Annotated in this window: 22 protein-coding genes; 9 read left to right on the forward strand and 13 right to left on the reverse strand. The window is 67.1% G+C overall.

Going from position 1 to position 26,564, the window contains the following annotated elements; genetic code table 11:
• The 5 genes from narI to E3O25_RS14830 form a co-directional block, all read right to left on the reverse strand.
• The gene (gene narI, locus E3O25_RS14810) at positions 1-759 is read right to left on the reverse strand and encodes a respiratory nitrate reductase subunit gamma (RefSeq protein WP_092106129.1); all 759 of its coding nucleotides are present in this window, start codon (positions 757-759) and stop codon (positions 1-3) included.
• Positions 756-1,481 (reverse strand): nitrate reductase molybdenum cofactor assembly chaperone, encoded by a 726-nt coding sequence (gene narJ / locus E3O25_RS14815; protein WP_241983961.1) that lies wholly within the window; start codon positions 1,479-1,481, stop codon positions 756-758. Before narJ ends, narI begins: the two co-directional genes overlap by 4 nt.
• Positions 1,478-3,178 carry a nitrate reductase subunit beta gene (gene narH / locus E3O25_RS14820; protein ID WP_092106131.1) on the reverse strand — a complete coding sequence of 567 codons (1,701 nt, stop codon included), beginning with the start codon at positions 3,176-3,178 and terminating at the stop codon, positions 1,478-1,480. The genes narJ and narH overlap by 4 nt, the downstream gene beginning before the upstream one ends.
• Positions 3,178-6,960 (reverse strand): nitrate reductase subunit alpha, encoded by a 3,783-nt coding sequence (locus E3O25_RS14825; RefSeq protein ID WP_241988615.1) that lies wholly within the window; start codon positions 6,958-6,960, stop codon positions 3,178-3,180. The genes narH and E3O25_RS14825 overlap by 1 nt, the downstream gene beginning before the upstream one ends.
• Positions 6,961-7,182: 222 nt before the next feature.
• Positions 7,183-7,902 carry a metalloregulator ArsR/SmtB family transcription factor gene (locus tag E3O25_RS14830; protein WP_134361530.1) on the reverse strand — a complete coding sequence of 240 codons (720 nt, stop codon included), beginning with the start codon at positions 7,900-7,902 and terminating at the stop codon, positions 7,183-7,185.
• A gap of 142 nt (positions 7,903-8,044) precedes the next feature.
• Between E3O25_RS14830 and pdhA the strand changes: the two genes are divergently transcribed.
• The 4 genes from pdhA to E3O25_RS14850 are packed head-to-tail and all read left to right on the forward strand — an operon-like array spanning position 8,045 to position 12,277.
• Positions 8,045-9,121, forward strand: a complete 1,077-nt coding sequence (pdhA, locus tag E3O25_RS14835) for a pyruvate dehydrogenase (acetyl-transferring) E1 component subunit alpha (RefSeq protein WP_134361531.1) — start codon at positions 8,045-8,047, stop codon at positions 9,119-9,121.
• Positions 9,118-10,140 carry an alpha-ketoacid dehydrogenase subunit beta gene (locus tag E3O25_RS14840; RefSeq protein ID WP_241988616.1) on the forward strand — a complete coding sequence of 341 codons (1,023 nt, stop codon included), beginning with the start codon at positions 9,118-9,120 and terminating at the stop codon, positions 10,138-10,140. The genes pdhA and E3O25_RS14840 overlap by 4 nt, the downstream gene beginning before the upstream one ends.
• Positions 10,141-10,149: 9 nt before the next feature.
• Positions 10,150-11,505 (forward strand): dihydrolipoamide acetyltransferase family protein, encoded by a 1,356-nt coding sequence (locus tag E3O25_RS14845; RefSeq protein ID WP_166806035.1) that lies wholly within the window; start codon positions 10,150-10,152, stop codon positions 11,503-11,505.
• 55 nt (positions 11,506-11,560) lie between these two features.
• Positions 11,561-12,277 (forward strand): metalloregulator ArsR/SmtB family transcription factor, encoded by a 717-nt coding sequence (locus E3O25_RS14850; protein ID WP_092106139.1) that lies wholly within the window; start codon positions 11,561-11,563, stop codon positions 12,275-12,277.
• Here E3O25_RS14850 and E3O25_RS14855 read toward each other — a convergent pair.
• From E3O25_RS14855 to E3O25_RS14865, 3 genes are read right to left on the reverse strand one after another with little or no spacing between them, the layout of a single operon-like run.
• Entirely contained in the window at positions 12,274-12,501 is a 228-nt protein-coding gene (locus tag E3O25_RS14855; RefSeq protein ID WP_092106141.1) for a ferrous iron transport protein A, read from the reverse strand. The two genes, E3O25_RS14850 and E3O25_RS14855, sit on opposite strands and share 4 nt — an antisense overlap.
• On the reverse strand, positions 12,498-13,196 hold the full coding sequence (locus E3O25_RS14860) for a TrkA family potassium uptake protein (protein ID WP_092106143.1): 699 nt from the start codon (positions 13,194-13,196) through the stop codon (positions 12,498-12,500). Before E3O25_RS14860 ends, E3O25_RS14855 begins: the two co-directional genes overlap by 4 nt.
• Positions 13,189-14,574, reverse strand: a complete 1,386-nt coding sequence (locus E3O25_RS14865; protein WP_092106145.1) for a TrkH family potassium uptake protein — start codon at positions 14,572-14,574, stop codon at positions 13,189-13,191. Before E3O25_RS14865 ends, E3O25_RS14860 begins: the two co-directional genes overlap by 8 nt.
• A gap of 153 nt (positions 14,575-14,727) precedes the next feature.
• On the opposite strand from E3O25_RS14865, the gene E3O25_RS14870 reads away from it, so the two are divergent.
• A complete protein-coding gene (locus E3O25_RS14870) occupies positions 14,728-15,288 on the forward strand; it encodes a hypothetical protein (RefSeq protein ID WP_092106147.1) in 561 nt (186 codons plus the stop codon).
• A gap of 75 nt (positions 15,289-15,363) precedes the next feature.
• Here the strand turns inward: E3O25_RS14870 and E3O25_RS14875 are convergent, their stop codons facing one another.
• The 3 genes from E3O25_RS14875 to E3O25_RS14890 all read right to left on the reverse strand — a co-directional run bounded on the left by E3O25_RS14875 (position 15,364) and on the right by E3O25_RS14890 (position 18,973).
• Positions 15,364-16,068, reverse strand: a complete 705-nt coding sequence (locus E3O25_RS14875) for a phosphatase PAP2 family protein (protein WP_134361532.1) — start codon at positions 16,066-16,068, stop codon at positions 15,364-15,366.
• Between the two features lie 245 nt (positions 16,069-16,313).
• Positions 16,314-17,591, reverse strand: coding sequence for a multidrug effflux MFS transporter (locus E3O25_RS14880; RefSeq protein ID WP_174721747.1), 1,278 nt, complete (start codon positions 17,589-17,591; stop codon positions 16,314-16,316).
• Positions 17,588-18,973, reverse strand: coding sequence for an ROK family transcriptional regulator (locus E3O25_RS14890; RefSeq protein ID WP_194085952.1), 1,386 nt, complete (start codon positions 18,971-18,973; stop codon positions 17,588-17,590). The genes E3O25_RS14880 and E3O25_RS14890 overlap by 4 nt, the downstream gene beginning before the upstream one ends.
• Before the next feature lie 107 nt (positions 18,974-19,080).
• On the opposite strand from E3O25_RS14890, the gene E3O25_RS14895 reads away from it, so the two are divergent.
• The 3 genes from E3O25_RS14895 (at position 19,081) to E3O25_RS14905 (ending at position 21,755) form a co-directional block, all read left to right on the forward strand.
• Entirely contained in the window at positions 19,081-19,926 is an 846-nt protein-coding gene (locus tag E3O25_RS14895; protein ID WP_092106153.1) for an NAD(P)-dependent oxidoreductase, read from the forward strand.
• A gap of 91 nt (positions 19,927-20,017) precedes the next feature.
• Positions 20,018-21,223, forward strand: coding sequence for a xylose isomerase (xylA, locus tag E3O25_RS14900; RefSeq protein ID WP_134361533.1), 1,206 nt, complete (start codon positions 20,018-20,020; stop codon positions 21,221-21,223).
• A 301-nt stretch (positions 21,224-21,524) separates the two neighbouring features.
• Positions 21,525-21,755, forward strand: coding sequence for a hypothetical protein (locus E3O25_RS14905; RefSeq protein WP_092106157.1), 231 nt, complete (start codon positions 21,525-21,527; stop codon positions 21,753-21,755).
• 72 nt (positions 21,756-21,827) lie between these two features.
• Here the strand turns inward: E3O25_RS14905 and E3O25_RS14910 are convergent, their stop codons facing one another.
• Both E3O25_RS14910 and E3O25_RS14915 read right to left on the reverse strand, forming a co-directional pair.
• On the reverse strand, positions 21,828-23,024 hold the full coding sequence (locus E3O25_RS14910) for an ROK family transcriptional regulator (RefSeq protein ID WP_174721748.1): 1,197 nt from the start codon (positions 23,022-23,024) through the stop codon (positions 21,828-21,830).
• 87 nt (positions 23,025-23,111) lie between these two features.
• Positions 23,112-24,122: an IS1595 family transposase gene (locus tag E3O25_RS14915; RefSeq protein ID WP_134361534.1), complete on the reverse strand. Its 1,011-nt coding sequence runs from the start codon at positions 24,120-24,122 to the stop codon at positions 23,112-23,114.
• A 249-nt stretch (positions 24,123-24,371) separates the two neighbouring features.
• Here E3O25_RS14915 and E3O25_RS14920 point away from each other — a divergent pair, with 249 nt between their 5' ends.
• Complete coding sequence (locus E3O25_RS14920; RefSeq protein ID WP_198411001.1) at positions 24,372-26,534, forward strand: PQQ-dependent sugar dehydrogenase; 2,163 nt, start codon at positions 24,372-24,374, stop codon at positions 26,532-26,534.
• The last annotated feature ends 30 nt before the right edge of the window (positions 26,535-26,564 follow it).

Genomic DNA, 26,564 nt, shown 5'->3' on the forward strand with positions numbered 1-26,564 from the left:
CTACTTGCGTGAACGTTCCAGCGGGCGTTCGCTCTTCTCCCAACCGCGGCGCGGGGCGCGCGATCCGGCGCCGCGGGGGTTGTCCCGTGAGCGGTAGACCACGTAGGGGCGCACGAGGTAGCCGAGCGGCGCCGAGAACACGTGCACCAGACGGGTGAACGGCCAGAGCAGGAACAGCGTCGTGGCGGTGAGCACGTGCAGCTGAAAGAAGAACGGCACATCGCTCATGAGCGAGGGGTCGGGCTGCAGGCTGTACAGCGAGCGGATCCACGGCGAGATCGACCCGCGGTAGTCGTAGCCGCCGCCGAAGATCTGGTACAGCACAGTCGCGGTCGTGCCGAAGGCGATGGTGCCGGCCAGGAACACATACATGACCTTGTCCATCACCGTCGTGACGAGCAGCACCCGTTTGGTCAGGCGGCGCCGGTAGATCAAAATGGCGAGCCCGGCCACGGTGAGCACGGCCGCGAAACTGCCGAGCCAGGTGGCCCCGAGGTGGTACATGTGCTCGGTCACGCCGAAGAATTCCAGCCACGGCTTGGGAATGAACAGGCCAACGACATGCCCGCCGATCACCATCAGAATGCCGTAATGGAACATGGGCGATCCCCAGCGCAGCAGCCGGTTCTCGTAGGTCTGGCTCGAGCGCGACGTCCAGCCGAACTGGTCGTAGCGGTAGCGCAGCAGGTGGCCGACCACGAACACCCCGGAGGCGGCGTAGGGAAAGGCGACCCAGAGCAGGTAATCCCAGGCGGTCATACTCTCACATCTTCGTTCGTGTGCGCGGAAAACGGCTTCAAATTGCCGAGGTAGGTCATACCGACCGTCTCGGTCGGCGGTCCCTCATTGACCAGGTTGAGGTAACGTTCGCGGGTCTCGTCGTCGATCACCGGCAGCGAGAGGCACACCGCCTCGACGAGGTGCGCGTAGGGGCTCTCGAACTTCTCGAGCGCCGCACGCAGCACCTCGATGCCGTCGCGGTGCGCGGAGAGCAGCTCCTGCGCGATCGGGGAGTCCGACAGCGCCGAAAATTCGAGCACCATCGGCAGGTAGTCGGGCAATTCGTCGGCGTCTACCTGCCAGCCGGCCGCCCGGTAGGCCTCGACGAACCGTACCAACGCCATGCCGCGACGACGGGTGTCGCCGGCCGCATAGTAGGTGAGGTACGGGCAGCACTTGCGTTTCAGGTCGAAGGTTGCGGTGAAGTGGGTCTCGAGCTGCTGCTGGCTGAGCGGGTTGACCGCGGTGAAAAACGCCGCGAAGCTGCGGTGCAGCTCACCCGGCAGATCTGCAACGGATGCCTCCACCAGCGCGAACTGCGCCCGCCTTGCCGGCGTGGGGTAGTCCAACAGGATGGACGCCGCCATGTGCGCGAGGACCCCCTGCTCAGGCGTCAGCGGAACGGCCGCGAACGACCTGGGGGCGACCTTGGGCGCGCGAAAACCGAAGTTCATGCGGCGCGCGAGCGTGGCGGTGTTCATGCCGGGCTCCCGGCATCCGCTACCGGCGGGAACATGCCCTTGGGCACGCCGCCACCGTTCCAATTGAGCAGGTTGATGCGGCCGGGGGTCGCCGGGCGGGTCTTGATGATCGGGGAGTCCCCGACCATCTGGTTGTAGTTGTCGACCGTCGCGTTCAGCGGCATGCCGGGGGTGTTGCCATAGGGGCCCGAGGGACCGGGGTCGCCGGCGTTGTGGGGGCCGGCGTGCGACGTGGGGCCGCCCATGCCGGGACCGCCGTCGTTGTCGAGCGAGCAGCCGAGCTCGTCGAGCTCCCGCGCGGTCTCTACGTGTGCCTTGGGAATGACGTAGCGATCCTCGTACTTGGCGATCGCGAGCAGCCGGTACATGGCGGTGATGGTCTCACCGGTCATGCCGACCGCGTTGGGAATGCGCTCATCGGGCTCGTTGCCGAGGAAGATGCCGCGCATGTAGGCGCGCATCGCGGCGAGCTTGCGGAGCGACAGTTCCACCGGCACGACGTCGCCGGCCGAGAACAGCCCGGCGAGGTATTCCACCGGAATGCGCAGCTTGTCGATGGCGGCGAACAGGGTGCGTGCGTCTTCGCCGTCGCTGCCGGAGTTGCTCACGACGTCGACGACGGGCGAGAGCGGGGGGATGTACCAGACCATGGGCATGGTGCGGTATTCCGGGTGCAGCGGCAGGGCCACCTCGAACTCGGAGATGAGCTTGTAAATAGGGCTGTTCTGGGCGGCTTCGATCCAATCGTCAGCCATGCCCTCCGCCTTGGCGGCGGCGATGACCTCGGGGTCGAAGGGGTCGAGAAAACAGGCGCGCTGGGCATTGAGCAGGTCCTGATCGTTCTCGATCGAGGCTGCGGCGAGCACGGCATCGGCGTCGTACAGCATGAGGCCAAGGTAACGCAGACGTCCGACACAGGTTTCGGAGCAGATGGTGGGCTTGCCCTGCTCGATCAACGGGTAGCAGAGCGTGCACTTCTCGGCCTTGCCCGTTTTGTGGTTGAAGTAGACCTTCTTGTATGGGCAGGCGGAGACGCACATGCGCCAGCCACGGCAGGCGTCTTCGTCGACGAGCACGATGCCGTCTTCTTCACGCTTGTACATGGCGCCGGACGGGCAGGCCGCAACGCAGGCGGGGTTCAGGCAGTGCTCGCAGATGCGCGGCAGGTAGAACATGAAGGTCTCTTCGAACTCCATCTTCACCTTCTCGCTCATGGTCGCGAGGATCGGGTCTTGCGCAGCCGTCTCCTGCGAGCCGCCGAGGTCGTCGTCCCAGTTGCCCGACCACTTGATGTCGATGTCCTGGCCGGTCAGCAGCGACTTGGGGCGCGCGACCGGGCTCTGCGTGCCCGCCGGGGCGGTGGTGAGCATGTCGTAGTCGTAGGTCCACGGCTCGTAGTAGTCGTCGATCTGCGGCAGGTTGGGGTTGTTGAAGATCTGGGAGAGCTTCTTCAGCCGCCCGCCGGCCTTGAGCTGCAGGCGGCCGCGCTTATTGCGCACCCAGCCGCCCTTCCACTTCTCCTGGTCTTCGTATTCGCGCGGGTAGCCGAGGCCTGGCCGGGTTTCCACGTTGTTGAACCAGGCGTATTCCACGCCGGTGCGGTTGGTCCACACCTGCTTGCAGGTGACCGAGCAGGTGTGACACCCGATGCACTTGTCGAGGTTCATGATCATCGACATCTGGGCCATGACACGCATTAGTAATCCACTTTCTGGCTGCGACGACGAATCACGGTGACCTCGTCGCGTTGGTTCCCGGTCGGGCCGAGGTAGTTGAAGGCGAAGGACAGCTGGGCGTAGCCGCCGATCAGGTGAGAAGGTTTCAAGAGGATGCGGGTGAGCGAGTTGTTGGTACCGCCGCGCATGCCGCTGGTTTCAGCGACCGGCACGTTGATGGTGCGGTCCTTCGCGTGGTACATGTACACCGTGCCCTCCGGCATGCGGTGCGACACGACCGCCCGCGCGACGACGACGCCGTTGCGGTTATAGGACTCGATCCACTCGTTGTCGCGCACGCCGATCTTGTCGGCGTCCTGCGGGCTCATCCAGATGGTGGGCCCGCCCCGCGACAGCGAGAGCATGAGCAGGTTGTCCTGGTACTCGGAGTGGATCGACCACTTCGAGTGCGGGGTGAGATAACGCACGGCGACCTCGGCGTGACCTTTGGCGCCGGGCGCCCCGGTCGAGGTGGTTGCGCCGACGATGGAGTCGTCGAACAGGCGGTGCATGTCAAGCGGCGGCCGAAAGATGGGCAGTTGCTCGCCGAGTTCGATCATCCAGTCGTGGTCGAGGTAGAAGTGCTGGCGGCCGGTGAGGGTGTGCCAGGGCTTCAGGTGTTCAACGTTGATGGTGAAGGCGCTGTAGCGGCGACCGCCGTGCTCGGAGCCCGACCATTCCGGGGAGGTGAGCACCGGAACCGGCGCACCCTGAACATCCGGGTAGGAGAAGCGTCGGCCCTCGTTGTCGCTGGCCAGCTGGGCGAGCTTCACGCCGGTGCGTTCCTCGAGCTGCCGAAAACCCTGCGTGCCGAGGCGGCCGTTGGTGGTGCCCGAGAGGGCGAGCACCATTTCGCAGGCGTGGATCGCAGTCGAGAGTCGGGGCCGTCCGGCGGCGGGCCCGCTGGGCACCAGTCCGTTCTTCTTGCCGAGGTAGGCCACCTCCACGTCGGGGTTGAACTTCACGCCCTTGGTGACCATGCCGAGCTTCTCGGTGAGCGGGCCGAGCGCGCCGAGCTTTGCGGCGAAGGCCGGGTAGTCGCGTTCCACGACGACGAGTTTGGGCATGGTGACCCCGGGAATGAGCGGCTGGTCGTTCAGCACGGTGCCGTGCGGGGTGGCCATGCCGTCGGGGGTGTCATGCTGCAGGGGCGCCGCGACCAGGTCCTTGCGCACCCCGAGGTGCGTCACCGACATCTCGGAGATCTTCGCGGCGAGCACGTGAAAGATGTCGAAGTCGGTCTTGGCCTGCCACGGCGGGGCGATCGCCGGGTTGAACGAGTGAATGAACGGATGCATGTCCGTCGTCGACAGGTCGTTCTTCTCGTACCAGGTGGCCGGCGGCAGCACGACGTCGCTGTAGATGGTCGTCGACGTCATGCGGAAATCGCTCGTGACGAGCAGGTCGAGCTTGCCTTCCGGGGCGCTTTCGTGCCATTTCATGGTCTGCGGGCGGCGAGCCGGCATGGATTCGACGGCGCGCACGGCGGAAGGCGCTCCGAGCAGGTGCTTGAGAAAATACTCGTTGCCCTTACCCGAGGAGCCGAGCACGTTGGCGCGCCACACCACGAGCACCCGCGGAAAGTTCTCGGGCGCGTCGGGGTCTTCGCAGGAGAACTCGAGCGAGCCGTCTTTCAGCGAATCGACGACGTATTCGGCCGGTTCCTGCCCCGCGGCAACCGCGTCGTCGACGAGGTCGAGCGAGTTGCGGTTGAAGGTGGGGTAGCTCGGCATCCAGCCGCGCTTGGCCGATTCGACCATGGTGTCCGCGGTGGTGCGGCCCTTGAAGATGCCGGCGCCGAGCGGGCTGGAGAGGGTGTCGGCGGAGAGGCCGTCGTAGCGCCACTGGTCGGTGGCGAGGTAGAAGAAGCCGGTGCCGATCATCTGGCGCGGCGGCCGCACCCAGTCCAGGCCGAAGGCGTACTGGCCGTAGCCGGTGAGCGGTCGCACCTTTTCCTGGCCGACATAGTGGGCCCAGCCGCCGCCGTTGACGCCCTGGCAGCCGGTCATGGTGGTCAGGGCGAGAAAGGCGCGGTAGATGGTGTCGGAGTGGAACCAGTGGTTGGTGCCGGCTCCCATCAGAATCATCGAGCGCCCCTCGGAGTCCTCGGCGTTCTGGGCGAACTCCCGGCCGATGCGGGCGGCGGCCTGCCACGGCACGGAGGTGATCTCCTCCTGCCAGGCGGGGGTGCCCGGGGTGGAGGCGTCGTCGTAGCCGGTGGGCCATTCGCCCGGCAGGCCGGGCCGGCCGACGCCGTACTGGGCGAGCAGCAGGTCGAACACGGTCGTCACGAGCATACCGGCGACCTCCCGCACGGGCACGCCGCGGCGCACGATGCCGGCGGCGCCGGCGTGCTGTTCGCCGACGCTGTCAGCGCCCGGCGTTTCGTCGAAGCGGGGCAGGTCGATCGCGACGGTGGCACCGTCGTAGTCGGGGGCATCCGCTATAGAGAGGAGCGGGTCGCGGCCCTCGAGGTCGAGGTTCCACTTGCCCTTGTCGGCCTCGCTGAACCGGTGGCCGATCGAACCGTTCGGCACGAAGGCCTCACCGTTCTCGTCGAGCATGACGGTTTTGAAGGCGGCACTCGAAACGGATGCGTCGGTGCCGGGCAGCGCGTCGGCCGTCAGGAATTTGCCGGGAACCCAGGCGTCCTGGCGCGGGGTGAGCGCGATCAGGTAGGCCGAGTCGCTGAACTTCTTCATGTACTCGACGAAGCGCGGCGTGCGGCGGTCAACCAGGAATTCTTTCAGAATGACGTGGCCCATGGCGAGGGCGAGGGCGCCGTCGGTGCCGGGGTGCACGGCGAGCCACTCGTCGGCGAACTTGGAGTTGTCGGCGTAGTCGGGCGAGACGGTGATGACCTTCTGGCCGCGATAGCGGGCCTCGACCATAAAGTGGGCGTCGGGGGTGCGGGTGACGGGCACGTTGGAGCCCCACATGATGAGGTAGCTGGAGTTCCACCAGTCGGCCGATTCGGGCACGTCGGTCTGGTCGCCGAACACCTGCGGGCTCGCCACGGGCAGGTCGGCGTACCAGTCGTAGAACGAGAGCATGGTGCCGCCGAGCAGCGAGATGAAACGGTTGCCGACGCCCTGCGACACGATCGACATGGCCGGAATCGGGCTGAAGCCGACGACCCGGTCTGGGCCGAACTTCTTGATGGTGTGCACGTGGGCGGCGGCGACGATCTCGGCGGCTTCATCCCAGCTGGCACGCACCAGGCCGCCCTGGCCGCGGGCGCTCTTGTACTGGCGGGCGGTCTCGGGGTTGCCGGTGATCTCGGCCCAGGCCAGCACGGGGTCGCCGAGGCGGGCCTTGGCTTCGCGGTAGAGGTTGAGCAGCACGCCGCGCACGTAGGGGTAACGCACCCGGGTGGGCGAGTAGGTATACCAGCTGAAGGCGGCGCCGCGGGGGCAGCCCCGCGGCTCGTACTCGGGGCTGTCCGGGCCGACACTGGGGTAGTCGGTCTGCTGGGTTTCCCAGGTGATGATGCCGTCCTTGACGTACACCTTCCAGGAGCAGCTGCCGGTGCAGTTCACGCCGTGGGTGCTGCGCACCTCTTTGTCGTGGGTCCAGCGGTCACGGTAGAACGTGTCGGCGCTGCGGCCGCCGTTCTTGAACACCGTGCGCAGGTCTTCGCTGGTCTCGCCCCGGCGCAGAAAGCGACCGAGCTTGATCAGCGAGTCGGCGACGGGGCCGTCGGTGCCGGGCTTGGTCGTGCCGGGCTTGGTCGTGCCGGCGGAGGTACTGATGCGCTTGTTCACGGCTGTCCCTTGCTTATGCGGGCAATGCCGAAGCGGCATCAACCCTCAAACAAGCTTCGCCGCACCTTAAATTCGCAACAACGGCAAACCACCGTGAATAATGTTTTGACCCGGCGCATAACAAACACGAAAGGGCGGGGAAAGCGGTGGTCGGGGGTGGTGGACCCGGTTTTGGTGGCTAAATCAGGAAAGCCGGGCTTCGGCGTGCGATGCGCCCCTGATTCAGTGCCCAGGGCGCGAGGCGCCGGGTAGATTTCCTGAATTAGCCACCGCTCGCGGTGCAGCAGGAGTGCTTGGGGCGGGCTCGTCGTCGCGGGCCACCGGAATGGCGACGACATCGATCACGCAGAGGTGGGGCGCATCGACGAGGTTCAGGCCCACCGCACGTAGTGGGCCGTCAGCCTGCTCCAGCACACCCTGAATCAGGCGGTAGTGCACTCCGCAGACCTCGGGGTGGTCTTTGACCATTTCCGAGTACGGGCAGTCGCGCAGGTGGAGCTGTTCGCGGTTCGCGGCGATACTCGCGTCAAAGCCGGCCTGGTCGAGGTGGTCGTCGAGCGCGTCGAGCTGGCGTTGCGCGGCCGGACCGGCGCAACCGGCCACGGCGGCCTGGCCGGCGGGCAGCATGCGTCGCAGCTGATCGGCACGCTCCTGCGCGGCCTCGATCTTGCGGCTGCGAATCGAGCCCAGCTCGGTGCTGACCCCGCCCGCAGCGCTGTAGAGCATCTTGGGCCGGCCCTTGCTGTCACGCGGCTGGGGCGCACAGGTGACGAAACCCTCGTTGATCAGACGGTCGAGGTGTTCGCGGGCGGTGTTGTGGTGCAGGCCGGCCGCTTCGGCGAGGTCGTTCACGGTCATCGTTCCGCGGCTCTGCAGCTGGTAGAGCAAATTCATGCGGCTCAGACTGGCGAGCGTCTTGTAACTCGGGGGTTGGGCGGCCATGGTCCCATTATGTCTCCCCAAAATAGGTGGCACCCGAGTTCGAGATATTTTGTACCCATTTACCCAGCACCGGTTTTACAGGAAAACTTTAGAAACAAAGCCTTAGGGTTGAAGAACGTAATCAGCAGGAAAGTGGGACCGAATGGCGGCCAAAGCGCGCACGCGATCGACAGCAGAAGTCAAGACTGTCGGTGGTGAACCCGCCGACAGCCTGCGTGGCTTCTACGAACAGATGTCGCTCGTGCGCGCGTTCGAGCTGCGCTCCAGCGAGATGTACGCCCGGGCCAAGATCGGCGGCTACTGCCATTTGAACCTCGGCGAAGAAGCCACCGTGGTCGGCCTGATGGCGGCCATCGAGGCCCGGGACTACCTGTTCACCGGCTACCGTGACCACGGCTACGCCTTGCTGCGCGGCCTGTCGCCCGAGCGGGTGATGGCTGAACTGTTCGGCAAGGTCACCGGCGTCTCCGGCGGACGCGGCGGCTCCATGCACCTCTTCGACCAGGAAACGCGCCTGTTCGGCGGCTACGGCATCGTCGGCGGGCAGATTCCCCCGGCCACCGGCGCCGCACTCGCCCTGAAGTACCAGGAGTCGGCCGGCCCCGACGCTGCCGCCGTGATGTGCCTGCTCGGCGACGGCACCACCAATATCGGTGCGTTCCACGAATCGCTCAACCTCGCCGGGCTGTGGAAGCTGCCAATCGTCTACGTGATCGTCAACAATGGGCTCGGCATGGGAACAACGGTGGAGAAGGCATCCGCTGAACCGGAATTGTACAAGCGGGCCGCCTCGTACCGCATGCCCGGCGTGCGGGTCGACGGCGACGATGTGCTCGCCGTGCGCGATGCCGCCCGCGACGCCCTGAAGCAAGCCCGCGAGACGCGCCAACCGGTGCTGCTCGAGGTCATGTGTTACCGGCTGCGCGGCCACTCCGTGGTCGACCCGGCCCGGTACCGCTCGAGCGAAGACACCACGATCGCCCAGCAGTCCGACCCGGTGCCGAGCTTTCGCACCGAGCTGATCACGGCCGGCGTGCTCAGCGAAGCGGATGCCGCCGCCATCGACGAGGCCGCCGATGCGCGGGTCACCGAGGCGGTCACCTTCGCCGAGGAAAGCCCGGAGCCCGACCCCAAGGACCTGTTCGCGTACGTGTACGCGACCGCGGTGGCGAACGCGCCATCCGCTCTGCCCGGAGAACCCGTTATGGACGCACTGTGACTGACAAAGTAGCACCCGCCACCCGCACGATCACCTACCGCCAGGCGCTCAACGAAACCCTGCGCGCCGAGCTCGAACACGACGACAAGGTCTTTCTCATCGGCGAAGAGATCGGCGTGTTTGAGGGGTCCTACAAGATCACCGCCGGCCTGCTCGAAGACTTCGGACCCGAGCGGGTGCTCGACGCGCCGATCGCCGAAGAAGGTTTCGTGGGCGCCGCCCTCGGCGCCGCCATGCTCGGCATGCGGCCCGTGGTCGAGATCATGACCATCAACTTCAGCCTCATCGCGATCGATCAGATCGTGAACCACGCCGCCAAGATGCGATCGATGTTCGCCGGGCAGGTCTCCATTCCGCTGGTCATTCGTATGCCCGGCGGCGGCGGCCAGCAGCTCGCCGCCACCCACTCGCAAAACCTCGAGGTCTGGTACGCGCACATTCCCGGGCTCAAGGTCGTGGCCCCGTCGACCCCGGCCGACGCCAAGGCGCTGCTCACCGCGGCCATTCGTGATGACGACCCGGTGATCTTTCTGGAGAACCTCTCGCTCTACAGCACCAAGGGCGAAGTGCCCGATGGCGAGCAGGTCGCCGAGATCGGCAAGGCCGCCGTCGTCAAGACCGGCACCGACCTCACCATTGTGAGCTATTCACGCGGTACAACGACCGCCCTCGAGGTGGCCCACCAGCTCGAAGCCGAGGGCCTCTCGATCGAGGTCGTCGACCTGCGCAGCCTCCGTCCGCTCGACCGCGACACCATCTGCGGCTCGGTTCGCAAGACCGGCCACGCCGTCGTCTTCGAAGACGACTGGCTCAGCTACGGCATCGGCGCCGAGATCTCGGCGACCATCGGCGAGGGCGTCTTCGACTTTCTCGACGCCCCGGTGCGCCGCGTCGCCGCCGCCGAGGTGCCGCTGCCCTACGCCAAATCGCTCGAGCGTGCCGCGCTGCCCAGCGCCGCCGACCTCGCCCGCGTGGTGCGCGACGTGCTCAATATTTCCTCCACCCCGAACGACAAGTAGGAGCCGGCCATGCCCGACGTCATCATGCCCCGCCTCTCCGACACCATGGAGGAGGGCGAACTCAGCCGTTGGATGAAGCAGGTCGGCGACGAGATCCACAAGGGCGATGTGCTCGCCGAGATCGAGACCGACAAGGCCACGATGGATCTCGAAGCCTTCGACAACGGCATCCTCGAGCAACACCTCGTGGCCGCCGGCGCCCTCGTGCCCATCGGTGAGCCGGTGGCCCGCATCGGCGACGGCAGCAATATCGTCACGGGTGACGCGGCGCCCGCAGCGCCGGCTGTCGCAGCGCCGGCTGTCGTCGTGGCTCCCCCAGCGGATGCCCCCGCTCCCGTCGTGGCTGCAGCCGCGGCTGCCGCAGCCCCCGCCACGCCAACCCCCACCGGCGAGCTGCGTGCCTCGCCCGCACCCACCGGCGAGCTGCGTACCTCGCCCGCACCCACGGGCGAGCTGCGTACCTCGCCCGCACCCACCGGCGAGCTGCGTACCTCGCCGCTGGCCCGCAAGATCGGCCGCGAGCACGGCATCGACCTGCACACCCTGACCGGCACCGGCCCGCAGGGCCGGATCACGCGCACCGACGTGGATTCGGCCATCGCGAAGCAGCAGACGGCTCCGGCGAAGGCCGCCGCTCCGGCACCCGTCGTCGCCACATCCGCCGCGGCATCCGGTGCGAACGAGTCCGTCGACGTGCCGGTCAGCCGCATTCGTGCCGTCACGGCCCGCCGACTCACCGAGAGCCAGGCCGTGCCGCACTTCTTCCTCACCAGCGTCGTCAACGTGGAACGCCTCGTCGCCTTCCGCGCCGACGTCAACGAGTCGCTCGCCGCGCTCGGCACCAAGGTGAGCCTGAACGACCTGTTCGTGCGGGCCAGCGCGGTCGCACTGCGCGCGCACCCCGAAGTCAACGCGTCCTGGGGCGACGGTGTCATCCGGCGCCACCAGCACGTCAACGTGGGCGTGGCCGTCGCGACCGACGACGGGCTGCTCGTTCCCGTCGTCGCCGATGCCGACCAGAAGCCGCTCGGCGCCATCGCCGTGGAGACCCGCGCACTGGCCGGCCTGGCACGCAGCGGCGGCCTGTCCCTGGGGCAGATGACCGGCGGAACCTTCACCATCAGCAACCTCGGCATGTTCGGCATCGACTCCTTCACGGCCGTGTTGAACCCGCCGGAAGCCGGAATCCTGGCGATCGGCGCGGCAACCGACGTGCCCGCCGTGCGGGACGGCATTCTGGTGACCGTTCCCACGGTCAAGATCACCCTCACCGTCGATCATCGGGTGCTCGACGGGGCCGTCGCGGCCGCGTTCCTGCGCGACCTCGTCGCCCTGCTCGAGGAGCCGCTGCGCATCGTTCTGTGAGTCCAGCCTGATTAAGAGCACACTACTACTCGCAAATCAGGGCTACTGTTGAAGCGTGGACTCCGAAGAACGCACTCCCGCCTGGCATGCCGCGCTCGCGTCGCCGATCCGGCGCAGCGTGCTCGACTTTCTGGTTGCCTCCGGCGTGCCGCAGAGCGCAGCGGATGTCGCCGCCCAAATGAACCTGCACGTCACCACCGCCCGGTTCCACCTCGACCAGCTGCTGGCCGCCCGGCTGATTGAACGCGAGCCCGACCGGTCCGGCCAGCGCGGGCGGCCGCGCATCCGCTTCACCGCCGTGGTCGCCGCCCAGGGCAACCCGCAAAACCAGCTCAGCCATGCCCTCGCCAGCGTGCTCGCCGAGGATGACGACGGCGGCCGGGCCCGGGCCATTCGGGCGGGCGAGAAATGGTCGGAGGCCTTCGCCGGCGGCCTTGCCACCTCAAGCGGCACGGGCGCCGCACCGCTGGTCGACCTGCTCGAGCGGCTCGAATTCGCTCCGCAACTCAATGAGGAACAGCAATCGATCGCACTCACGACCTGCCCGTTTCGCGAGGCGGCCCGTGAGAACCCCACCGTGGTCTGCTCCGTGCACCTCGGGCTCATTCAACGGGCGGCCCGCACGCTCGGCCAGGACGACACGGCGGTTACGCTGCGCCCCTTCGTGGGCCCGCACCTCTGCGTCGTCAACCTCGGCAGCGACTGGACCGCGCAGCCCAGCCCCGCGGCCCTCGACGACGAGGTCAGCACCAACAACGCCCCGGAAGCTTAACCCCGTCGTAGCCGCGGCGGCGGCGCGGGCGGCACGAGCTTGGCAGCCACCACGTCCTGCATCGCGAGCGTGACCAGGCCGCGTTTGGTCTCCACCGAAACGGATGCCGCGCTCCGCTCCCGCAGAAATCCGAGCGCGTCGGTGTAGCCACCCGGGATGCGGGTGCGCACGACGACGCGGGTGCCGAGCGGGGCATCCGCTAGAAAAGTGAAGGGATCGCTCACCGCATCAGGCTGTACTCTTCGACCCGCGCGGACTCCCCGGCGATGAGAATGATGTCGCCGTCCTCGATCACGGTGTCGAGTGAGGTGTAGCTCCAGCCTCGGCCCGGCCGGTGGAACGCGGTCACGGTGACACCGTAGCGGGCACGCACCTTGGCCTCGCCGAGCGGCATACCGATCAGGGAGCGCGGCGGAGCCGTCTTGACCAGGGCGAAGTTCTCGCCGATCTCGATGTAGTCCTGCATGGCACCGCGCACCAGGTGGGCAACCCGCTGCCCCATGTCCTTCTCCGGCGAGATGACGTGGTGCACTCCCAGCTGGGTGAGAATTTCACCGTGCGGATCGCTGACCGCCTTGGCCCAGATATTGGGGATGCCGAGCTTGAGCAGCAGCGACGCGGTGAGGATATTCGCCTGAATATCACCGCCGATGGCCACGACCACGCTGGAGAAGTCAGGCACCGAGAGCTCCCGCAGGGTCGCCTCCTTGGTGGAGTCGGCGCGCACCACGTGGGTGAGCAGCCGGTTGTGCAGCTGCACGACCTCCTCGTCGCCATCGATACCGAGCACCTCGGTACCGCTCTTCATGAGCTCGAGGGCGAGAGCACTGCCGAACCGTCCCAGGCCAATCACGACAACCGATTCCGCTTCGGCGAGGCGAGCGGGGTCGCGATGCCCGAACAGCGAATATTTAGCCAATGATCGGCCTTTCCTTGGGGAGTTCGTAGGTGGTGTGCCGTTCGCGCAGGGCAATGGCCGAGGCGAACGTGATGGGTCCGAGCCGGCCGATGAACATGAGCAGGATCAGGATGACCTGCCCTTCCCACGGTAATCCCGCTGTGATTCCGGTCGATAGCCCCACAGTGGCGAAGGCACTGATCGCTTCGAACAGCAGGGCATCGAGCGAGATGTCCGTCATGAGCATGAGGGCCGCCGTCGCGGCGATGATCACCCCGACGGCGAGCAGGGCGATCGTGATGGCTTCCCGGTGCACCGCCCGGGAGAGCCGCTTGCCGAAGACGTTGACAGCGACCTGGCCGCGCACCTCGGTGTAGAGAATGAAGAACAGCACGGCGAAGGTCGTGATCTTGATCCCGCCGGCGGTACCGGCCGGGCCACCACCGATCAGCATCAGAACGTCCATACCGAGCAGGGTGGCCGAGTCGAGGTCGGCGATATCGACGCTGTTGAAACCGGCGGTGCGCGTCTGCACGGACTGGAAGAATCCGACCAGCAGCTTGCCGGGCCAGTCCAGGGCGCCGAGCGTATTCGGATTCGACCATTCCACGGCGGTGATATATGCCGTTCCAAGAATGAGCAGCACGAGGGTGCCGGTGATGACGATGCGGGTGTTCATGGTCCAGGTGCGAATCGACCAGCTGAACGGGCGCGCGCGCAGGTGCCGCCGTAGCTGCACGATCACGGGGAAGCCCAGCCCACCCAAAATGATCGCGGCGCAGATGGGCAGGCAGATCCAGGCATCCGTCGCGTAGCCCATGAGGTTGTCGCTGAACAGGGCGAAGCCCGCGTTGTTGAAACTGGATACGGAATGGAAGATTCCCAGCCAGATGGCGCGGCCGACCGGTTCGCCGTAGCCGAGCATGAAGCGTAGTGCGAGCAGCACCGCCACTGTGGCCTCGATGGCGAGCGAGATGCGCACGACACCGAACACGAGCCCCTTCACGTCTTCGAGTCCGACGCTTTTGGTTTCGGCTGCGGCCGTGATGCGGGAGCGAAGGGACAGCTTGCGGGCGATCGCGAGGCCCACGACGGAGGCGAAGGACATGATGCCGAAGCCGCCGATCTGAATGAGCAGCAGGATCACCACCTGACCGAACGACGTCCAAAAAACCGCCGTGTCGACGACCGTCAGCCCGGTGACGCACACGGCGCTGGTCGCGGTGAACAGCGCCTCCAGGAACGAGGCTCCGCCGGGTCCTACCCGGGCGGTCGGCAGCATGAGCAGCGCGGTGCCGACCAGAATGGTGAGGGCAAAGCCGGTGACGACGACCTGCGCCGGATGGAGGCGGTACCGCTTTGCTGTGTTGCCGCGTACGCGGACGGCCCGGGAATGCACGGAGCTAACTCTACGCCGGGCCGACCATCGGTTCTCGTGATTTCCGGGCGTCGGCTACTACTCGATCTAGACGGATTCGTCTACCCCCGCGGCGGAGTACAGAAATACCGCCCCAAGTGCGCGATACTCAAACCCTGGGGGAATACGAAATACATGGTGCGCGAGGGGCTTGAACCGGCAGATCTGCACGTTCTGCGACCCAGAAAGCAGCTGGTAGCCCGGGCGCTGATTGCCGCGTTGTCCTTGCTGCTCCCCCTGCTGCTCGTGCTGTACTGGCTCACCATCCCCCGAAACACCTGGATGTTCGTGGCCACCGTTCAGCTCGGGCTGACCATTCTGGCCGTCGTGGCCGTGTGCGGGGTGCGCAGGATGACCGTCACCGTCACCGCCGCGCGGGTGGAGAGCCGCAACCTGCTGGGTCGGGTGACCGCGTTCGATACCAGCGCGATCGCCAGTGTCGTACTCGTCAACCTGTACCAGAGCGGAACGCTCGACACGCTTACCCACCTGTATCTGCTCGACTCCGCCGGCGAGGTGCTGTTGCGCCTGCGCGGCCAGGTCTGGCCTCGATCAGGCCTGGAAGAGCTCGTCGACACGCTCGGGGTCGCGGTCCTGCGCCCCCCAGACCCGCTCACCATGGCCGATCTCGGCCGCCTCCGACCCCAGCTGGTGCGCCGGCGCGCGCGACGGGCAGCCCGCCAGGGCGTCTCGTGACCGCGGCCCGACCTCGTCACGCGGTCGCCCGGCGCTGATTCTCGACACGTCTGCGGGCGGCGCTCGGCGCATCCGTCAGGCTGTGGTCTCTTTGTGACGTAGTCGCTCGAGCCGGCGCCGAGCGGCAAGTTCACGTTCACCGTCGAGCTTGGCGGCGACCGGAGCCCACAACACGATGGCAACCCCGGCGCCGAGCAGCAACCCGCCGATGGTGTCGGTGAGCCAGTGCGCGCCCAAATAGGTGCGGCTGAGCAGCATCACGATCGTGTAGGCGGCGCCGGTGAGTGCCACCCACAGCCGCGGAAAGATGATTAAGAGGCAGACCGCCATGGTCGCCGCGTTCGCGACATGACCGGAGGGAAACGACCCGAAATCAGAGGTGACCAGCATATCCTCGGGGCGCGCGCGCCCGAACACCTGCTTGAGCAGCTGCACACCGCCCGCACTCAGCACTGTTGCCATGACGTAGTACCCGGCCGCCCAGGGCCGTTTGATGAGCACGACGATGAGGGTGACGGCGAGCGGTACGACGAGCACACCGAACAGACCACCGCCCAGGGCGTTCATGAACAGCGAGGGAATCTCCCAGATCGGCGAGCGGTGCTCGATGATCTCGTCCATCCACTCGGTGTCCACCTCGAGGGCGATTCCGTTGGCGCGCACGACCACGACGAGGCCGAGCAGGGCAGCGAGTGCCACGGCGGAAAACCCGCTGATGAGGGGCCAGCGACGGGAGATGCGGCGGGCAGCGGGGTCTGCGGCGCGTTCCGGTTTACTCATCCCGCCATAGTAGAGGAGCCGGCCACAATCGGGCCCGCAACCGGCCGTGCCACCATCCGCTCCCCCTCTTATTTTCCGGGCCCGGGCCCGGAAAGCGGGACCACGATAGAACATGGGCCCGGTTGCACAACATGGGCCCGGCCACAGCCTGGGACGGGGCCCGGGCCCCGTCCCAGGGCCCAGTTTATAAACTGGGCCCAGGGCCGCAACATGGGCCCGGGCGGCGAACGACGGGGCGGGCCGACTCAGCGGGCGAGTGCCGGAACGCGGCTCGGGCGCACAATGAGCCAGAGTGAGAGAATCGAGATCACCGCGGTGACGCCCATAACGGATGCCATCGGTATCGACGTTCCCACCCCGAGTACGCCCACGATCGGCGAGATCAGACCAGCCACCCCGAAGTTGGCCGCGCCGAGCAGCGACGCCGCCGTGCCGGCCTCATGACCATGGGCGTTGAGGGCGATGACCTGCACGCTGGGCAGCGTGAAGCCGCAGGCCGCGATGAAGAACCAGAGCGGCACGAGGGTGCCCCACAGGCCCATTCCGGCCACATCGAGCAGCATGATCGCCCCGGCGGTGATGGCCAGTACGACCGTGGAGACCGAGAGGATCCACTGCGGCCCAATATTGAACCGGTGCATCAGCCGCGAGCTCAGCTGCACCCCGGTGACCACGCCGAGGGAGTTGACGGCGAACAGCAGACCGTACTCCTGCGGGCTGAACGCGTACACATCCTGAAACAGAAACGGTGACGCCGACAGGTACGAGAACAGTCCGGTGAAGGTCATCGCGCCGATAATGGCCACACCGACGAAGGTGCGGTCGCTCAGCACCGCCTTGTAGCGCTGGCCCAGGGTGTTGTGCCCCTTGGCATGCCGTTCGCTCTCGGGCAGGGTCTCCACAATCCAGAAGGCGACCGCCAGAATCACGATGACGCCGTAGGCGGCGAGCACCCAGAAGATGCCGCGCCAGTTCATGACGAGCAGCAGCTGCGACCCGATCACCGGAGCCAGCACCGGCGCGAGTCCACTGACCAGCGCGAGGCGGGAGAGCATGCGCACGAGTGGCTTGCCACCGAACAGGTCGCGCACCATCGCCATCGCCACGACAGCGCCGGCCGCGGCTCCAAACCCCTGCAGCACCCGGAACACCGCGAGCATGACGATCTCGTTCGAGAGAGCAGCGCCGACACAGGCGAGAATGTGCACGCCGGTCGCCAGCATGAGCGGCAGCCGGCGACCGACCTTGTCGCTCCACGGCCCCACGACCAGCTGCCCGAAGCCGAAACCGATCATGGTTCCGGTCAGGGTGAGCTGAATGACCGAGGGCAGCACACCGAATTCGCTTTCCAGGGTGGGGAACGCCGGCAGGTACAGGTCGATGGTGAACGGGCCGAGCGCGGTGAGCGCGCCGAGAATGAGAATGTAGACGATGCGCTGGCGGCGAGTCAGTTTGTCCCCGGGGTGCGCGGCGGTGGAGGTGAGTTGCGCGGCGCTAACCACGGGGATACTGGCAGTAATCACGAAAGCGGATGTCCTTGGCTGGTCTGCGGGCTGGTCTGCGGGCTGGTCTGCGGGCTGGTCTGCGGGCTGGTCTGCGGGCTGGTCTGCGGGCTGGTCTGCGGGCTGGTCTGCGGGCTGGATCGGGGAGCCGGGTCGGGCCCGGCAGGAGCGGGGGCGACGGTGTCGGTAACGGTGTCGGCCACCCTAGGACCAAGCGCACGCAGACCCGCAGTATTCCCGCGCTCTCGCTTCGGGTTCAGCAACAACGCCTCAAAAGCGAGTTCAGCCGCCCCGATCATGAGCAGGTTCGAGCCGAGCACGGTCGGCCTGATGGTCAGGTCAGCGAATGCCGCCGGCAGGGTCAACGCGGCGACGGCGACGTTCAGCCGGTCAGGGTCGACCGCCTGCAACGCCGCGAGAAAGCCGCCGAGCACGATCAGCTGCGGGTTGAGCACGTTGACCGCGCCGGCCAGGGCCACGGCCAGACAATCGAGCTGCCGGTTGACCAGGGCGCGCACGGCGGGCCGGTCGGAGGCGAGCAGCGCGCGTTCGAGGGCGTCAGCATCCGTTTCTGAAGCCGACAAGCCGAGCGCCGCGAGCAGGGCTCCGCGGGTGACTTCGGCTTCGAGGGTGCCGGCGAGGCCGGCCGAATCGGTGTCGGTCCCCGCGCTCACCCGGGTGTGGCCGAACTCCCCCGCGTAGCCGGCCCGTCCCGTGGCGGCGACTCCCCCGACGACGAGTCCGCCGCCGATGCCGCTCGACCCGCCGTTGAGATAGATCAGGTCGGTCAGGCCCCGGCCGGCACCGAAGTAGTGCTCGGCCGTGACGCCGAGGCTCGCATCGTTGGCCGCCACGACCGGCAGGCCCGTCGCCCGGGCCAGCAGGTCGCCGAGAGGCTCGTCGACCCAGCCGAGGTGCGGGGCATGGCGCACGAGGCCGTCGCTCGCCCGCACGAGGCCGGGCACCGCCACTCCTATTCCGATTATGGAATATTCGGCGGGGCTCGCGCGCAGCTCGGCGACGATGTTCGCGGTGATGCGCACGGCCTCGGCAACACTCGGCGACGACGACGTGGCCCAGCGGATGCGCCGGTGCACGACGCCGCTCAGGGCGACGACTCCCACGGTGATCGCGTCAACCTCCGGATTCACCGCAATGGCCACCACGCGATCGCTCGCGGCGACGATCGGACTGGGCCGGCCGGCCAGCCGGGTTGGATCGGGAGCACGCTCCTCGACCAGGTCGCGGGATGCCAGTTCAGAAACGAGGTCACCGACGGTCGACCGGTTGAGGCCGGTCACCCGGGTCAGTTCGGCGCGCGACGCAGCACCGTTGCGGTGCACCAGGCGCAGGATGATCGACAGATTGTGGCGACGGAGATCGTCGTGGTTGGTGCCCTGCACAGGATTCCTCTGTTCGTGTCGGGTCTCACGGGCCGTTCAAACGGACCGCAGACCATCGTGATACGTCGCCCCAGCCTACAAACCCGTCGAGCCCCCAGGAGTATCGCATGAGAATCATCGTCACCGGAGGAAGCGGAAAACTCGGCCGCAGCGTCGTCGCACGACTTGCCGGGGAGGGCCACGAAGTACTCAACCTGGATCAGGCCGGTACTCGCGGGCCTGGTTTTCTCAGCATCGACCTCACCAACTACGGCGAGGTTCTCGATGCGTTCCACGGTGTTGACGACACCGCGACCGGTTTCGACGCTCTCGTTCATCTGGCGGCCGTACCGGCCCCGGGCATCCGCTCTGATGTGGCGACGTTCCACAACAATATGCTCACGAGCTACAACGTGTTCCAGGCGGCTCGCCGCACCGGCATTCCGCGCATCGTGTACGCCTCGAGCGAGACGGTGCTCGGCCTGCCGTTCAACCTCGACCCGCCCTACCTGCCGGTCGACGAGGAGTATGCGGCCCGGCCGGAAAGCACCTATTCCCTGGTCAAACACCTCGAGGAACAATTGGCCATCCAGCTGGTGCGCTGGGACCCAACGCTGAGCGTGACCGCCCTGCGCTTCTCCAACGTGATGGACCCGGAGGACTACGCCGCCTTCGCCGGCTACGACGAGGACCCCCGCACCCGCAAATGGAACCTGTGGGGCTACATTGACGGGCGGGACGGCGCCCAGGCCGTTTCGCGCGCGCTGGCCACCGCCGGTGCGGGGTTCGAGACCTTCATCATTGCCGCGGCCGATACGGTGTCAAACCGATCAAGCTCCGACCTGGCCGCCCAGGTCTTTCCGCGGGTCGGGTTCACCCGCCCGGTGACCGAACACGAGACCCTGCTCGGCATCGACAAGGCTCGCCGCCTGCTCGGTTATTCTCCGGAGCACAGCTGGCGCGACCACGCGTAGCATCCGCTCAAAAAAATCGTCGCCGCACCCAATAATGCGATATGTTGTACAAACCAACAAATCATCACTGCAGCTGATTGGACGTACCGATATGACCTTGAGCAACCTGAGCCTGACCCCCACCCGTGACGACAAATTCTCCTTCGGGCTGTGGACCGTCGGCTACGACGGCAGCGACCCGTTCGGTGGACCCACCCGGCCGAAACTCGACGTCGTCGACGCGGTGACCAATCTGGCCGAGCTCGGCGCCTACGGACTCACCTTTCATGACGACGACCTGTTCGATTTCGGTTCAACGGATGCCGCGCGCCAGTCGCAGATCGAGCGCCTCAAGCAGGCGCTCGCCGACACCGGCCTCGTCATTCCGATGGTCACCACCAACCTGTTCAGCGCGCCGGTCTTCAAGGACGGCGGCTTCACCTCCAACGACCGGGCCGTGCGCCGCTTCGCACTGCGCAAGGTGCTGCGCAATATCGACCTGGCCGCCGAGCTCGGCGCGAAGACGTTCGTCATGTGGGGCGGCCGGGAGGGCGCCGAGTATGACGCGGCCAAGGACATCCGTTCGGCGCTCGAACGGTATCGCGAGGCCGTCAACCTGCTCGGAGACTATGTCACCGATAAGGGTTACGACATCCGTTTCGCCATTGAGCCCAAACCCAACGAACCACGCGGCGATATTCTGCTGCCGACCGTCGGCCATGCGATGGCCTTCATCGAGACCCTTGAGCGCCCCGACATGGTCGGCGTGAACCCCGAGGTCGGGCACGAGCAGATGGCCGGACTCAACTTTGCCGCCGGCATCGCCCAGGCGCTGTACCAGGGCAAGCTGTTCCACATCGACCTGAACGGCCAGCGCGGCATCAAGTACGACCAGGACCTCGTGTTCGGCCACGGCGACCTGCAGAACGCGTTCGCGCTCGTGGACCTGCTCGAAAACGGCGGCCCAGACGGAGGCCAGACCTACACCGGGCCGCGTCACTTCGACTACAAGCCCAGCCGCACCGAAGACGTCGCCGGGGTCTGGACCTCGGCCGCCGCCAACATGCGCACCTATCTACTGGTCAAGCAGCGTGCCGCGTCGTTCCGCGCCGACCCCGAGGTGCAGGCAGCCCTCGCCGCGTCGCGGGTGCCGGAGCTGGCCAACACCACCCTCGGCGCCGGGGAAAGCTACGACGACCTGCTCGCCGACCGCAGCGCGTATGAAGACTTCGAGACCGAGGCATACTTCGGCGGCCGGGGCTTCGGCTTCGTACACCTGCAGCAGCTGGCCCTCGAGCACCTGCTCGGCGCGCGGTAGCTCCCTGCCGTCGGCCCGCACCGGATGCCTCGGGGGCTAATTCAGGAAATCCGCCCGCGTTCGCCCCCGCGCGCCCCGTAACATCGGGGCCGAGCAAGAGCTCCCGCCCCCGATTTCCTGAATTAGCCCCACCTCGCGCATGACTCCTGCAAATTCCGGCCGGCGACTTTGGCACCCGCGTGTTTACGCCGAAGTCGCCGGGCGGCCGCGCAGATTGCAGGAGTCATGCGCCCTGAAGCTCAGAACGGAGAAAGTCACGTCGCTGGTTGCCGGGGTCGATTCGTCGACACGGAGTTGTACGGTGGTCATTCGGGAGGCCGACCCGGCCGTGCGCGCCAGTGCGGCGCAGGTGTTCGCCGCCCCGGTCGTGGTACGGGCACCCGGCGAAGATGTCGCTGACGGCGCCGCCGTGCAGGCGGCCTGGGCCCTCAGCGGCACCCGACCGGCCTGGGCGGCGACCAGCGCGGCCGAGCCGACGCCCGACTTTCGCCCGATCATCCGCGCCCGGTACGCGGCGCACGCGCTCGCCTGATCCCGGGCCTTCCGGCGAACAGAACGGATCAGCCGGCGAACAGAACGGGTCAGCCGGCGGCCATGGAACGGGTCAGCCGGCGAGCGACGCCACCATGGCCTCGATGCGGTCCGGGGACAGCGCGTGGTGGATGGCGAGCATGCTCGCGCCCAGAATGGCCGCATTGGGCCCGGCGCTGGACTGGGTGATCTGCAGATGCTGGGTGGCGAGCGGGTTGGAGCGTGAATAGACGATTTCCCGCACCCCCGCGATCAGATGCTCCCCGGCCTGGGCCATCGACCCGCCGAGCACGATGACCGAGGGATTGATCAGGTTGACGCACATGGTGAGCACCTCCCCCATGTCCCGCCCGGCCTGACGCACGGCCCGGATCGCCTCGAGGTTGCCCTGTTTCACGAGGTCGACCACGTGCTGGCTCGTGGTCACCGGCAGGCCCTCGGCGGCGAGCAGGCGGGTCAGCGCCGCCCCGGAGGCGACGGCTTCGAGGCAGCCATCGTTGCCGCATCGGCAGGGCACGCCGGCACCACGGGCGATCTGCACGTGCCCGAGGTCACCGGCGATACCCTGCGCCCCGCGTTGCAGGTAGCCACCGGAGATGACGCCGGCGCCGATGCCGGTGGCAACCTTCATGAAGATGAGGTGGTCGGTGCCCGACCAGGCGAATTCCCGTTCGCCGAGCGCCATGAGGTTCACGTCGTTGTCGACAAGCACGGGAACCCGAAAGCGCTGTTGAAGCCAGCCGGGCACGTCGAAGCGGTCCCAGCCCGGCATGATCGGCGGGTTGATCGGGCGCCCGCTTCGGTGCTCGACCGGGCCGGGCAGGCCCACGCCGATCGCGAGCAGGTCAGCCGTGGATCGTTTGCTGTCGCTGAACAACCGCGCGCCGGCGTCGATCACCCAGTTCAGCACGACCTCAGGGCCCTCCGAGATTTCGAGAGAGGTGGAGTCCTGCACGAGGGTGCTTCCGCCGAGGTCACTCAGCGCGATCCGAATGTGGCTTGCACCGATATCTACCGCCAGCACGAACTTGTTGCCGGACTGCAGGGCGAATTGCGACGACGGTCGTCCCCCGGTCGACGTGGCGTTTCCGGCCGGGCCGACCAGGCCGAGGCGGGTAAGGGCGTCGACGCGCAGAGCAACGGTGGATCGGGCCAGGCCCGACAGGTCGGCGAGTTCCGTGCGGGTACGCGGTTGTCCGTCGCGCAACACCTGAAAAAGGTCACTCGCTCCGGCCGAACCAAGGGCGTTGACGTGACTTATGTCGACCATCAGGCAATTCAACCACACGAATCATTCGAACTCCGGTACTTTCCAAGCGGATGCCGCGGCACCGGCCGCCCACATCGCCCGCGTCGGTCAGCGCCACGGCAGCAACGGCGACCCCGCCTGGGTCGCCGCCTCGGCCGGCGGGACCACCCCAGCCGCCACGGCGCCGGGCCGGGTGCGCCCCGTTTTCAATAGCGATTGGTAGGTGACGGGCTGCCCGGCCACGGCGTAGCCCAGCAGCGCGTAGAACAGCTGACCGCGACTGACCGAATGCCGCCGGTTGAACCGAAACACCCATTCGTCAACATAGGCGGGCAGGTGCTCAGCGCTGACCGCGCCCTGGCGCGGTCCCATCAGCCAGCGGTTCGCCTGGAACACCACGCGACGCACGGCCGGAAGCACCTGGCGGGTGGGGGCACCGGGCGTCAGGGTCGGTCGGGCCACGTGGGCGTACCGGTCCCGGATGCCGGCGGGGTACGCCGACCAGTCGTGGGTCACGACCCGGCTGCCCGGCTCGACCGAATCCAGCAGGAACGCGGCCAGCTGCGCGGTGCCGGCGGCGGGGATCACCGCGACGCGCGCGCGGCCGAGACCGTCGGCATCCACTTCGACCGCCACCGCAAACAGAACCCGGCTCAGCGCACCCCGCCCGGGAACCGAGCCGCCGAGATACGACACGTCCACCTCCACATTGCCGCGCAGGCGGTCCCGGCCCGGTTGCACCATGACGGAGCGGTAGCGGTGCAGCATCGCCCAGGCAGTCTGCAGCGAGCCAAGCTCGGTCTCCCGGTGCAGCTGGCTGGCCGACAGCCCGGTTTTGCTGTTCACGAGCAGCCAGGCGGCGCTGAACCAGACGAAGAGCGAGGTGCGGGTGCCGTGAAAGATGGTGCCGGCGAGGGCGGAGACCCGTTTGCCGCACCCGGCGCAGCGCCAACGCGCATCCGGCGCCCGCCAGCCGTGGGCGTGCGCACACGCCGGGCACCGAAAACCATTTGGCCAGCGCAGCCAGTCGAGGTAATCCAGGCACTTCCACTCTTCGTCGAACCACAGGCGCAGGTCGGCATACGAGTTCGGGTAGGCGGGTCGTGCCGGCACTGGCATACCCCCCAGACTAGGGCATCAAACACGAAACCCCGGGAGACCAAAAATAAGGGGGTTTCCACTTCGCTGCCCTCAAGCGGATGCCCCGGCGGCGCGTTCCGAGGCGGGACCGGTGCCCGGTCGGGGCACCGAACGGCAAATACGTCGAGGTCCTTCCGGTTATTCAGACACCGAAGTGTGCACTTACCGTGGCGACAGCGGCCCGCTCACCTGCGAGTTGGGCCGTGATCTCAACGAGGAGAAGCAGATATGCGCACGAAGCACGGACTTCGACTGCCCGTGGGGGTAGTGATGGCCACCCTGATGGTCGCCGCCCTCACCGCGACACCGGCCGCAGCCGCCCCCGGTGACACAGCACCCCCGGGCAAGCCCGGCAAACCCAGCCCGACGGCCCCCACCGACTCGAGCTTTCAGAAAGTCACCCTCGACGCCACCCCGGGCGAGCCGCTCGACCTGGCCGTGCTGCCCAACAACGACGTGTTGCACACCACCCGGGCCGGTGACATCTGGCTCAACGACGCAACGACGGGGCTCAACACGCTCGCCGCGACGATCGACGTGTACCAGCACGACGAGGAGGGCCTGCAGAGCATCGCCCTCGACCCGAAGTTCGGCACACCGGGCAACAACTGGATCTACCTGTATTACTCCGCTCCGCAGAACACGCCGCTCGACGACCCCGCCACCGTAGGCGTGAACGAAGGCGACGCGCCGACCACCGGAACGGCGGCGGACTTCGCCCCGTTCGAGGGTTCGATCACGCTGTCCCGATTCCAGTTCGACGGCGCCGTGTTCGACCTCGCGAGCGAGCAGAACATCATGGAGGTCGACGTGGATCGCGGCATCTGCTGCCACGTCGGCGGTGACATCGTCTTCGATGCGGCCGGCAACCTGTACCTCTCTACCGGCGACGATTCGAACCCGTTCTCGTCCGACGGTTTCACGCCCATCGACGAGCGGCTCGAGAGCAACCCGGCCTTCGACGCGCAGCGCAGTTCGGGCAACACCAATGACCTGCGCGGCAAGATTTTGCGTATCACTCCCGGCGTCGATGGCGGCTATACCATTCCGGAGGGCAATCTGTTCGCCCCGGGAACTGAGCTCACTCGGCCGGAAATCTACGTGATGGGCATGCGCAATCCGTTCCGCATCGAGCTCAACCAGAAAACCGGTGAGCTCTACGTGGCCGATTACTCGCCCGACGCCCGCACCGCCGACCCCCTGCGGGGACCGGCCGGAACCGGCAAGTGGACGAGCATCACCGCGGCGTCGAACTACGGCTGGCCGTACTGCGCCACCGCGGAGCTGCCCTATGTGGACTTCGACTTCGCCACCGGCATCTCGGGAGCGCCCTTCGACTGCGCCGCTCCCGTGAACGACTCGCCCCGCAACACCGGCCTGCGCGAGCTGCCCCCCGTGGTGCAGCCCGACGTCTGGTACGGCTACGGCGAGTCCGCCGAGTTCCCGCAGCTGGAAACCGGGGGCATCGGCCCGATGGCCGGCCCCGCGTATGTCTTCGACAAGAAGGAGTCGAAGGGAAAGGCATCCGTTGCCTGGCCCGAGTATTACGACGGCGTGTCCATGATGTACGAGTGGACCCGTGACTATATCAAGGGCATGACGCTCACCGACGGCGAGCTGGCCAAGATCGAGGCCGTGGTCGATTCGATCGTCGTCGACAACCCCATCGATATGGAGTTCGGCCCGAACGGCGCACTCTACGTACTCGAGTACGGCGACGGCTACTTCGCGCAGAACCCCGACGCGCAGCTCTCGCGCATCGACTTCGTGGGCGACCAGGGCAACCGTTCGCCCCTCCCGATGGCCGCCGGCACGCCCACCGCGGGCGCGTCACCGCTCACCGTGGAGTTCTCCAGCGAGGGAACCGCCGACCCGGAGGGCGACAAGCTCAGCTACGCCTGGGACTTCGAGTCCGACGGAATAGTCGACTCGCGCGAACAGAATCCCACCCACACCTATGAGACCGACGGCGCCTTCACCGCGTCGCTGCAGGTGACGGATGCCGGCGGCAAGGACCGCGGTCGGTTCGCCTCGGCCGAGGTCGAGATCGAGGTCGGCAACCAGGCACCGGTCGTGACCTTCATCACCCCGGTCGTCGGCCAGGACTTCGAGTTCGGCGACACGGTGGCCTACGAGATTCTCGTGACCGACGACCAGGCGGTCGACTGCTCGCTCGTGTCCGTGACCTACATTCTGGGTCACGACTCGCACGGCCACCCGATCACCACCTCCGGCGGCTGCACCGGAACCATCACCACCACGGTTCCTTCCGGCCACAACCCGGAGACCGACGATCTGTCGGGCGTCTTCAACGCCTCCTACACGGATGCCGGCGGCGACTCCTCGGGACCGCTCACCGGCAGTGCCGAAGTTGTTCTGCGCTCCAACTGATCTCTGCCTCGCACTAACCACCCAGGAAAG

The sequence above is a fragment of the Cryobacterium sp. TMT1-3 genome, from assembly GCF_004402315.1.
In the GTDB taxonomy this organism is placed as follows: domain Bacteria; phylum Actinomycetota; class Actinomycetes; order Actinomycetales; family Microbacteriaceae; genus Cryobacterium; species Cryobacterium luteum.